The following is a 9,701-nucleotide window of genomic DNA, read 5'->3' on the forward strand; positions in this document are numbered from 1 at the left end:
CCGCCAGCAGCAGCGCCCCGGCGGCGGGCGCCAGCACGGCGCGGCCCCCGTCGAAGGCGCCCGGCCGGCCCAGGTCCGCCCCGTACGACGTCCCCGTCACCGGCAGCGCCATCAGCAGCACCGCGGCGGGCGGCACGGCGAGGGTGAGCCCGCTGACCACCCCGCCGACCGCCAGGTGCAGCGCGTACCAGAGGGCGGTGCGCCGGCGGGCGTCCCAGGAGGCGGCGGGCCCGGCGGCGAGTTCGGCGGACTCCGGCAGCCCGCACAGCGCCCGCGCGGCCATGGCTTCCAGGGGGCGTACGAGGGGGAAGAGCGCGGTCAGCGCGGCGAGCGGGAGGGCCGCGGCGAAGGCGAGCAACTGCCAGGGCAGGGAGGTGAGGAGGTCGTCGCTGCGGACGACCGACCCGAGGATCACCGTGGTGAGGAGGAAGTACGGCATCAACAGCGCGCCGCCGAGCACCAGATGGACCCAGCGCAGCAGGGCTCGTCGCCCGAGTACCGCGCGGGTCCATCGTCGCCAGGGGAGGGGGGTCACAGGGGCCGCAGCTCCAGCGTGCGGGGGGAAACCGGGGCCTTGGACGCCTGCGCACCCCGCTCGCCGAAGAAGTACGCACCGGCCGTGAGGACCAGCAAGCCCACGATCATCTGCACAGCGTAGGTCATGTTCATCACCGCGCTCGGCGCCTTGGCGCTGTTCCCCGAGGTCAGGCCGGTCAGCATGAGCCAGCCGCCCCAGCAGGCCAGCGCCCCCGACCCGACCCAGGCCAGGCCCAGCGGGACGCCCAGCCGGAGGCGGTGGCCGGAGCGGAAGGCGAGCGTCAGCGCACCGGCGGCGGTGGCGAGCGCGAAGACGACGTACATCGCCTCCAGGACGTAGAAGTCGCCCGTCCGCTCCGCGGCCCGCGCCGCGGACAGCCCGGCCGTCGAACCGCCCGCCCACAGCGCATGGGTCGCGGCGGGCAGCACGGCGAGCACCGTGGCGACCACGGCGGTGAGGCGCTGGGCGCCGCGGGTGGGGCTGTCGACGGGCAGATCGGCGATCCGGCCGCGCCACAGATGGCCCCAGCGGTCCCGGGCGTACAGCACGAAGAGGGCGCCGAGGGCGAGGCCCTGCACGATGAACCCGCCGTAGACGAGGCCGAAGACCCAGTCGGCGAGGAACCGGCTGTCGTCGGCGGCCGTGCCCGCCCCGGTGCCGTGGTCCAGCGCGGTGACGATCAGCTGGGCCGGGAAGCCGGTCATGATCGGCGCGAGCAGCCCGCAGGCGCACCACACGGGCAGCGCCAGCAGCCAGGCCGGGACCCGCCTGCCCCAGGGGCGGGTGAGGAGGAGGGCGAGGACGACGACGGCGGCGTCCATGAGGACGGAGAGCCCGTTGAAGGCGAGCATGACGGGGCGTTCCTCGGGATTGCGCAGATCGCTGCCCTCGGGGATGCCGACGTAACTCCCCGCGATCCAGGCGACCTTGAGGCCGATGTAGGGGAGGCAGGCGAGGACGGCGACGGCGCGCAGCGCCCGGCGGGGAGCGGTGGTGGCGTGGGGCTGTGTCATGTACACCAGCCTTGCGGAGCGTCCGGCTCCGCACCTCGCCCTGTCCGGCGATCGGCCTCCGCCGTGCGGCGGAGGCCGCCGTCCTCCCCGCGACCCGCGGCCTTCGGATCAGAGTCGGCGCGTGGCGAGCGTGAGGCGGTCGCGGGCGTCGAACAGCGCGTCCTTGATCATCTGCTCATGGGCCCCGGTCAGCCGGGCCACCGGCACCGAGCAGCTGATGGCGTCCCGCGACGGGGTGCGGTAGGGGATGGCGATGCCGAAGCAGCGCAGTCCCAGGGTGTTCTCCTCGCGGTCCACCGCGTACCCCTGCTCGCGGATGAGGTGCAGCTCCTCGATCAGCTTCTCGCGGTCGGTGATCGTGTGCTCGGTGAGCGGGCTCAGCGTCTCCGGCAGCAGCTTGCGCACCTGCTCGTCGGTGTACGTGGCCAGCAGCGCCTTGCCCAGCGAGGTGGAGTGGGCCGGGAGGCGGCGGCCGACGCGGGTGAAGGGGCGCAGATAGTGCTGCGACTGGCGGGTGGCGAGGTAGACCACGTTGGTGCCGTCGAGCCGGGCGAGGTGGATGGTCTCGGTGGTGTCGTCCGAGAGCCGGTCCAGGGTGGGCCGGGCTGCGGCCACGACCTCGTCGCCGTCGATGTAGGACGTGCCGACGAGCAGCGCCCGCACCCCGATGCCGTACCGGGTGCCGGTCGCGTCCGTCTCCACCCAGCCCAGCTCGACCAGGGTGCGCAGCAGCATGTACAGGCTCGACTTGGGGTAGCCTACGGCCTCCTGCACGGAGGCCAGGCTGTGCATCCCGGGCCGTCCGGCGAAGAACTCCAGCAGTTCGACCGTGCGGACCGCCGACTTGACCTGGGCCCCGCCCGTCTCGGCAGCTGTCATCGCCTTGACCCCTCTGTTCGACCAGCCATAGAGTCCCGATGGAATTCATCAACCGGGACAGCGTTCAGCATATCGAACACCCGTCGATGTGCGAGACGCAAGCAGCGGTAACACAGCAGGAGGAATCCGCGGTGTCAGCACCAGTGTGGAGCGTCGACCCCCGAACCGGAAAGCAGCGCGAGCAGGTAGCGGTCGAAGCCACGGCGGAGGAGGTCGACAAGGTCGTGCGGGCGGCCGACGCCGCACGCGGCGCCCTGGCCGACCGTACGGTGCGCGCCGCCTTCCTGCGCACCGCCGCCGATCTGCTCGACGAGGCCCGCGACACGCTGGTCGAGGCCGCCGACGCCGAGACCGCACTCGGCCCGGCCCGGCTCACCGGCGAGCTGGCCCGTACCAGCTACCAGCTCCGCTCCTTCGCGACGATCGTGGACGAGGGCGCCTTCCTCGACGTCCACGTCGACCACGCCGACGCCACCCAGACCCCGCCGTGGCCCGATCTGCGCCGCTACAAGCTGCCGCTCGGCGTCGTCGCCGTCTACGCCGCCAGCAACTTCCCGCTGGCCTTCTCCGTGCCCGGCGGCGACACCGCCAGCGCCCTCGCCGCGGGCTGCCCGGTCGTCGTCAAGGCCCACCCCGACCACCCCGCGACCTCCGAGGTGGCCGCCTCCGCGCTGCGCCGGGCCGCCGAACAGGTCGGGCTGCCCGCCGACGTGATTTCCGTGGTGCACGGCTTCGACGCGGGCCTCGAACTCATCAAGCACCCGCTGGTCGCCGCCGCGGGCTTCACCGGTTCGATCCGCGGCGGCCGCGCCCTGTACGACGCCGCGGCCGCCCGGCCGGTGCCGATCCCCTTCCACGGCGAACTGGGCAGCCTCAACCCGGTCGTGGTCACCGAGGCCGCCGCCGCCGAGCGCGGCGAGCAGATCGGCTCCGGGCTCAGCGGCTCGATGACGCTGGGCGTGGGCCAGTTCTGCACCAAGCCCGGCTTCGTGCTGGCGCCCGCGGGCTCGGCCGGGGACGCGCTGGTCAAGTCGCTCACCGAGGCCGTCAGCAACACCGACGCCGGGGTGCTGCTCGACCACCGCATGCGGGACAACTTCGTGGCCGGGGTCAAGGAGCGCGCCGAGCTGGCGGACGTCGAGGCCCCGGTGACCCCCGGTTCCGGCGGCGAGCACAGCGTCAGCCCCGGCTTCCTCACCGTCCCGGCCCGGCGCCTCGCCGAGGAGGGCCCGCACGATGTGCTGCTGGAGGAGTGCTTCGGCCCGGTGACCGTCGTCGCCCGGTACGAGAACGACGCGGAGATCTCCGCCGTCCTCGGCCGCCTCCAGGGCAACCTGACCGCCACCGTCCAGATCTCCGCCGCCGAGGCCGAGGGCACCGAGGGCCGGGCCGGTGAGCTGATCGCCGAGCTGACCCCGCTCGCGGGCCGGGTCCTGGTCAACGGCTGGCCGACCGGTGTCGCCGTCGCCCCCGCCCAGCACCACGGCGGCCCGTACCCGGCGACCACCTCCACCTCCACCTCGGTCGGCGGCACCGCCATCGAGCGTTGGCTGCGACCGGTCAGCTACCAGGACACCCCGCCCGCGCTGCTCCCGCCGGAGCTGCGCGACGACAACCCGCTCGGGCTGCCCCGCCGGGTGAACGGCATCCGGGAACAGCAGGGCTGACACCCCGGTGACGGCACGGCCGTCGGGCGCGCGGACCTGACCCGCCCGCCCGGCGGCCGTCTCGCGTTCCGGGCGCGCCGCGTTCCTGAGCGGTCATCGGCGCAGGTCGGAGGGGATGCGTAAGCATCCGTGGCGGGAACGCTACAGAGATGTGCGATGGACGCCGGGGTGGGCCCGTCCCATAGTGGTTGGACATGGAGAGCCTGGCGGGCGCCGAGTTCGCGCCACAGACGACGTATCTCAACACCGCCTCCAGCGGTCTGATCCCCGCACGCTCCGTGGCCGCCATGAAGGCGGCCCTCGACGACGCGGCCGCCGGCGGCCGCTCCACCGATGTGGCCTTCGAGGCGGTCGAGGAGACCCGCGCCGCCTACGCCCGGCTGGTCGGCGTGCCGGCGCGGCGGGTCGCGACGGGCGGCTCGGTCGTCGTGTACGCCGGACTGATCGCCACCTCGCTGCCGTCCGGCGCCGAAGTCCTCACCGCCGAGGGCGACTTCAGCTCCCTGGTCAACCCCTTCGCCGTACGCCGCGACCTCAAGCTGCGCACCGCACCGCTGGAGGAGCTGGCGGAGGCGGTACGTCCGGAAACCGCGCTGATCGCGGTGAGCGCCGTCCAGTCGGCGGACGGACGGATCGCCGACCTCGACGCGATCCGGGACGCCGCCCGGGCGCACGGGGCGCGCACTCTGATCGACTTCAGCCAGGCCGTCGGCTGGCTGCCGGTGAGCGCCGGGGCCGCCGACTTCACCGTGGCCGTCGGCTACAAATGGCTGCTGTCCCCGCACGGCACCGCCTTCCTCACCGTGCCCGAGGACCTGGGCGGTCTGACCCCGGTCTTCGCGGGCTGGGTGGCGGGGGAGAATCCGTGGGACAGCTGCTACGGGCCGGTGGCCGAGCTGGCCCGTTCGGCCCGGCGCTACGACGAGAGCCCGGCCCTGCTCTCGTACGCCGCGGCCCGGCACTCGCTCGCCCTGCTCCACGAGCTGGGCACCGAGGCCGTACGCGCCCACGACCGGGCGCTCGCCGACCGCTTCCGCGCCGGGATCACCGCCCTGGGGCACTCCTGCGTGCCCGCCCCCGGCTCGGCGATCGTCTCCGTACCGGGGCTCGGCGAGGCGGCGCCCCGGCTGGCCAAGGCCGGCGTGCGGGTCTCGGCCCGCGCCGGGAACCTGCGCGCCGCCTTCCACCTGTACAACACCCCCGCCGACGTGGACCGCCTGTTGGAGGCCCTCGCGTAGCGGCAACGCGGATGGCCAGGGGGAGGGCGTGTGCCGCCCTCCCCCTGGCCATCCACGGTCAAGGGGGCCGGTGGTTCACCGCACCGGCGTGAACCGGTGGTTCACCGCACCGGTGTGAAGTCCCGCGCGCCGATGAACTCCGGCCGCCGCACGGGCGCCGCGAACGGCTCCACCGCCGTGTTCTCCACGCTGTTGAACACGATGAAGACGTTGCTGCGCGAGTAGGGCGTGATGTTGTCGCCCGAGCCGTGCATGCAGTTGCAGTCGAACCAGGTCGCCGAACCGGGCTTGCCGGTGAACAGCTTGATGCCGTGCTTGTCGGCGAAGCCGCTGAGTGCCTCGTCGGACGGAATCCCGGCGTCCTGCATCTGGAGGGACTTCTTGTAATTGTCCTTCGGTGTCTGGCCCGCGCAGCCGAGGAAGGTGCGGTGCGACCCCGGCATGATCATGAGGCCGCCGTTGGTGTCGTAGTTCTCGGTCAGGGCGAGCGAGAGCGACACGGTCCGCATGTTCGGCAGCCCGTCCTCGGCGTGCCAGGTCTCGAAGTCCGAGTGCCAGTAGAAGCCCGAGGCCCCGAAACCCGGCTTGACGTTGATCCGGCTCTGGTGGACGTAGACGTCCGAGCCGAGGATCTGCCGTGCGCGACCCACCACACGCGGGTCGCGCACCAGGTTGGCGAAGACCTCGCTGATCCGGTGCACCTCGAACACCGACCGTACGTCCTGCGACTTCGGCTCGATGATCGAGCGCTCGTCGGCGCGCACGTCCGGGTCGACGATCAGCCGGTCCAGCTCGGCGCGGTAGACCGCGACCTCGTCCGGAGTGATGAGCTGATCGATCGCCAGAAAGCCATCGCGATCGAAATCGCTCAGCTCGGACGCTTGCAGAGGACCCTCGGCCCCGGGGTCGGACCACACGACGGGGTCCACGCGGGGCGTGGCCACCTCGATGGGACCGCGGGTCGGGTACAGGTCAGTGACCGTGGTCATCGGATCATGCCTCCTCGGTCTCGGTGATCAGGGGGTATACCCCGTTCTCATCATGGTCCTCCCGTCCGGTGATCGGCGGGTTGAAGACACAAACGCACCGAAAGTCCTTTTTGATGCGCATCGTGTGCTTCTCGTGTCCGTCCAGCAGGTACATGGTGCCGGGTGTGATGATGTGCTTCTCACCGTTCTCGTCGTTGGTGAGCTCGGCCTCGCCCTCGACGCAGAGGACCGCCTCGATGTGGTTGGCGTACCACATGGACGTCTCGGTGCCCGCGTAGAGCGTGGTCTCGTGAAGCGAGAAGCCCACCTTCTCCTTCGCGAGCACGATGCGCTTGCTCTCCCAGGTGCCCGACTTGGCCTTTACATGCCTTTCGGTGCCCTCGATGTCCTTGAAGGATCGGACGATCACGGTGAGTCGCTACCTTTCTGCTGTTCCGTTACGTGGGTTGTCAAGCGGTCTCGCGGACCGCCCGGGCGAGGATCCGCAGACCCTCGTCCAGCTCTTCGGGCGTCATCGTCAGTGCCGGCAGCAGCTTGACGACCTCGCTCTCCGGGCCGGAGGTCTCGACCAGCAGGCCGAGCTCGAAGGCGCGCTTGCAGACGGCCGAGGCGCGCGGCTTGTCCTCGAACTCCATGCCCCAGACCAGGCCACGGCCGCGGTAGGAGATGCCGGAGCCCTCCTCGCAGATGGCGCGGAGCCCCTGCTCGACCTGCTCGCCGCGGGCCAGGGTCTGCTTCTCCATCTGGCCGTCGGCCCAGTAGGTGTCCAGGGTCGCGGCGGCGGTCACGAACGCGGGGTTGTTGCCACGGAACGTGCCGTTGTGCTCACCAGGCTCCCAGATGTCCAGCTCCGGCTTGAAGAGGGTGAGCGCCAGCGGCAGGCCGTAACCGCTGATCGACTTGGAGACCGTGACGATGTCCGGGGTGATGCCCGCCTCCTCGAAGGAGAAGAAGGCACCGGTGCGGCCGCAGCCCATCTGGATGTCGTCGACGATCAGCAGCATGTCCTGGCGTTCGCACAGGTCGGCCAGGGCGCGCAGCCACTCGGCGCGCGCGACGTTGATGCCGCCCTCGCCCTGTACGGTCTCGACGATCACGGCGGCGGGCTTGTTGAGGCCGGAGCCCTGGTCCTCGAGCAGCCGCTCGAACCACAGGAAGTCCTCGACCGCGCCGTCGAAGTAGTTGTCGAACGGCATCGGGGTGCCGTGGACCAGCGGGATACCGGCGCCGGCCCGCTTGAAGGCGTTGCCGGTGACGGCGAGCGAGCCCAGCGACATGCCGTGGAAGGCGTTGGTGAACGAGACGATCGACTCGCGCCCCTTGACCTTACGGGCGAGCTTCAGCGCGGCCTCGACCGCGTTGGTGCCCGTCGGGCCCGGGAACATGACCTTGTACGGCAGGTCACGCGGCCGCAGGATGTTGTTCTGGAACGACTCCAGGAACGCGCGCTTGGCCGTGGTGGACATGTCGAGACCGTGCGTGACGCCGTCACGCTCGATGTAGTCGATCAGGGCCCGTTTCAGGACCGGGTTGTTGTGGCCGTAGTTGAGTGACCCGGCTCCGGCGAAGAAGTCGAGGTAGGTGTGGCCGTCCTCGTCGTACATGTGGCTGCCCTGCGCGCGGTCGAAGACGGCAGGCCAACCGCGGCAGTAGCTGCGCACCTCCGACTCCAGGGCCTCGAAGACGCTCAGGGCGGGCGGGGTGATGGTCACAGCATTCTCCTGGGAGATGAGTGCGAGGGGTGAGGAGGTGAGGGCGTGCGCCCTCGGGGTGTTCAGGGGGTCGCTGTACGGGGGATCGGGGGCAGAAATCGGGGATGACCTCGGGTGCCGTTGCCCCGGGCTCAGCCGCGGTCCGCGAGCGGACCGATGCGGTAGAGCACCTCGGGCTCGTGACCTCCGTCCGGGAACAGGCCGCCGTCGAAGAGCACCTCGTGCTCGACGGGCGCGCCGTGCCGCTCGGCGAAGGACGTGAACAGCCGGTTCGACGCGGTGTTGTCCGGGGTGATCGTGGTCTCGATGCCCCGGATGCCCGTCGCGGCGACGCGCGCCGTCAGCCCGTCCAGCAGGGTGGCGGCCAGTCCGCGACCGCGCCACGCCTGATCGACGGCGACCTGCCAGACCACCAGGGTCTCGGGCCGGTCGGGGCGGGTGTAGCCGGTGATGAAGCCGACCGGTCCGCCCTCGGCCTCGCGCGCCACCACGGAGGTGGCGGCGAAGTCGCGGCACCACAACAGGTAGCTGTAGGAGGAGTTGAGGTCCAGAGTCTTGGAGTCGCGGGCGATTCGCCAGAGCGCGGCTCCGTCCTCGACGCGTGGTGTGTCGAGGGTCAGCCCCTGTGGCAAATCCAATTCGCTACGGGCGCCTACTCGGTCTGCTTGTGCGGCGGTCATGCGAATTCAATTTACCCAGCAGGATCTAAAAATGCATCGAGGAGAGGGGTTACGTAGACGGGGGTCGGTGTGGTAACACGCGAGTGCGCGCGTACGCGCGGCAGATCGTTGAAAAGCGCTATTTTGTGGGGGAGTTAGCGGGTCGAAACGGTCGGCGTGTGGAGTGTGTCACATGTGCGTAACGGGGGTGTGATGGCACCGAATTACCGTGTCCTGGGCCACTAAAAAAAGTGCGTTTAGAGATCGGAAGAGCGGGAAGACGAGTTAGGAAGATGTGCATGAAAAACGCCCCGAATTTGTCTTCCGGTCTTCCGGAATTCACTCCACCGGGCTTGGCGCATCGCTTCTCGCACGGAACTTACCTCCGAACTCACTGAAAGTCGCCGCGGATGGCGAACGCGCCGGAGGGGCCGTTGCCGGAGGCGGAGTAGTGGTCCCGTCCGGCGTCCCGGCTGCCCTCGGCGTGGTTGTACTGCCCCGCGAAGACATGGCGCCCGGCCGGCGCCGTGGCCCCCTTCCGGAGCGTCCAGCGGTAGACCAGCACCCCGCCCTCGGAGCGCACCGAGACGGCCAGGTCGTCCGCGGGCAGGGTGCTCCAGGACCCCGTGGTGTGCACCCCGCCGTTCTCGGCGACCCGCAGCTCCACCGTCAGCGACGTCAGCGGCTTGCTGTTGGTGAGCGTGACGTCACTCTGCGCCCAGTACGGGTTGGAATTGGGGTTGATCGCCCCCCGCGAGCGCACCGCCGGATCGGCGAGATGGTTTGGACCGACCGAGGTGGGAAAGGCGCTCGGCGTGTGCCGACCAGCCCCGTCCCCCGCGCCGCCGCCCGGCCTGCGTGCCGTGTCGCCGCCCTCGCCCGCGGGCGGCCCGGCCGGTTCGCTCGACGTCCGTACCGTCTGCGGCCCGTCGGCGGTGTCGGTGGTCACCACCGCGATCCCGGCGGCCGCGACCGCCGCGGCCAGCCCCGCGGCCGGGCCCACGAC

At 71.1% G+C, this 9,701-nt stretch carries 9 protein-coding genes and 1 pseudogene; 2 read left to right on the forward strand and 8 right to left on the reverse strand.

Features of this window, described 5'->3' with window-relative positions:
* The 3 genes and pseudogenes from EEJ42_RS38160 to EEJ42_RS38170 all read right to left on the reverse strand — a co-directional run.
* Positions 1-535, reverse strand: a pseudogene (locus EEJ42_RS38160) (histidine kinase); the annotation flags it as partial.
* A complete protein-coding gene (locus EEJ42_RS38165; protein ID WP_123106757.1) occupies positions 532-1,551 on the reverse strand; it encodes a hypothetical protein in 1,020 nt (339 codons plus the stop codon). The gene EEJ42_RS38165 and the pseudogene EEJ42_RS38160, both read right to left, overlap by 4 nt.
* 108 nt (positions 1,552-1,659) lie before the next feature.
* The gene (locus tag EEJ42_RS38170) at positions 1,660-2,430 is read right to left on the reverse strand and encodes an IclR family transcriptional regulator (protein ID WP_009718909.1); all 771 of its coding nucleotides are present in this window, start codon (positions 2,428-2,430) and stop codon (positions 1,660-1,662) included.
* Between the two features lie 86 nt (positions 2,431-2,516).
* Between EEJ42_RS38170 and EEJ42_RS38175 the strand changes: the two genes are divergently transcribed.
* Both EEJ42_RS38175 and EEJ42_RS38180 read left to right on the forward strand, forming a co-directional pair.
* The gene (locus EEJ42_RS38175) at positions 2,517-4,097 is read left to right on the forward strand and encodes an aldehyde dehydrogenase (NADP(+)) (RefSeq protein ID WP_123106762.1); all 1,581 of its coding nucleotides are present in this window, start codon (positions 2,517-2,519) and stop codon (positions 4,095-4,097) included.
* A gap of 194 nt (positions 4,098-4,291) precedes the next feature.
* A complete protein-coding gene (locus EEJ42_RS38180) occupies positions 4,292-5,335 on the forward strand; it encodes an aminotransferase class V-fold PLP-dependent enzyme (protein WP_123106758.1) in 1,044 nt (347 codons plus the stop codon).
* A gap of 101 nt (positions 5,336-5,436) precedes the next feature.
* On the opposite strand, the gene thpD is transcribed toward EEJ42_RS38180, so the two are convergent.
* The 5 genes from thpD to EEJ42_RS38205 all read right to left on the reverse strand — a co-directional run.
* On the reverse strand, positions 5,437-6,324 hold the full coding sequence (gene thpD, locus EEJ42_RS38185) for an ectoine hydroxylase (protein WP_123106759.1): 888 nt from the start codon (positions 6,322-6,324) through the stop codon (positions 5,437-5,439).
* A gap of 4 nt (positions 6,325-6,328) precedes the next feature.
* Positions 6,329-6,733, reverse strand: coding sequence for an ectoine synthase (locus EEJ42_RS38190; protein ID WP_009718913.1), 405 nt, complete (start codon positions 6,731-6,733; stop codon positions 6,329-6,331).
* A gap of 40 nt (positions 6,734-6,773) precedes the next feature.
* Positions 6,774-8,036, reverse strand: a complete 1,263-nt coding sequence (gene ectB, locus EEJ42_RS38195; protein ID WP_123106760.1) for a diaminobutyrate--2-oxoglutarate transaminase — start codon at positions 8,034-8,036, stop codon at positions 6,774-6,776.
* 131 nt (positions 8,037-8,167) lie between these two features.
* Complete coding sequence (gene ectA, locus EEJ42_RS38200; protein WP_123106761.1) at positions 8,168-8,716, reverse strand: diaminobutyrate acetyltransferase; 549 nt, start codon at positions 8,714-8,716, stop codon at positions 8,168-8,170.
* 370 nt (positions 8,717-9,086) lie between these two features.
* Positions 9,087-9,701 (reverse strand): hypothetical protein (locus EEJ42_RS38205; RefSeq protein WP_123106763.1); only part of this gene is annotated, 615 nt, incomplete at its 5' end.

Source organism: Streptomyces botrytidirepellens (assembly GCF_003721215.1).
Taxonomy (GTDB): domain Bacteria; phylum Actinomycetota; class Actinomycetes; order Streptomycetales; family Streptomycetaceae; genus Streptomyces; species Streptomyces himastatinicus.

Coding starts and splice junctions, on each gene's coding strand:
- EEJ42_RS38170 (WP_009718909.1), bottom strand. CDS start 2,430: ATGACAGCTGCCGAGACGGGCGGGGCCCAGGTCAAGTCGGCGGTCCGC.
- thpD (WP_123106759.1), bottom strand. CDS start 6,324: ATGACCACGGTCACTGACCTGTACCCGACCCGCGGTCCCATCGAGGTG.
- EEJ42_RS38180 (WP_123106758.1), top strand. CDS start 4,292: ATGGAGAGCCTGGCGGGCGCCGAGTTCGCGCCACAGACGACGTATCTC.
- ectA (WP_123106761.1), bottom strand. CDS start 8,716: ATGACCGCCGCACAAGCAGACCGAGTAGGCGCCCGTAGCGAATTGGAT.
- EEJ42_RS38165 (WP_123106757.1), bottom strand. CDS start 1,551: ATGACACAGCCCCACGCCACCACCGCTCCCCGCCGGGCGCTGCGCGCC.
- EEJ42_RS38175 (WP_123106762.1), top strand. CDS start 2,517: ATGTGCGAGACGCAAGCAGCGGTAACACAGCAGGAGGAATCCGCGGTG.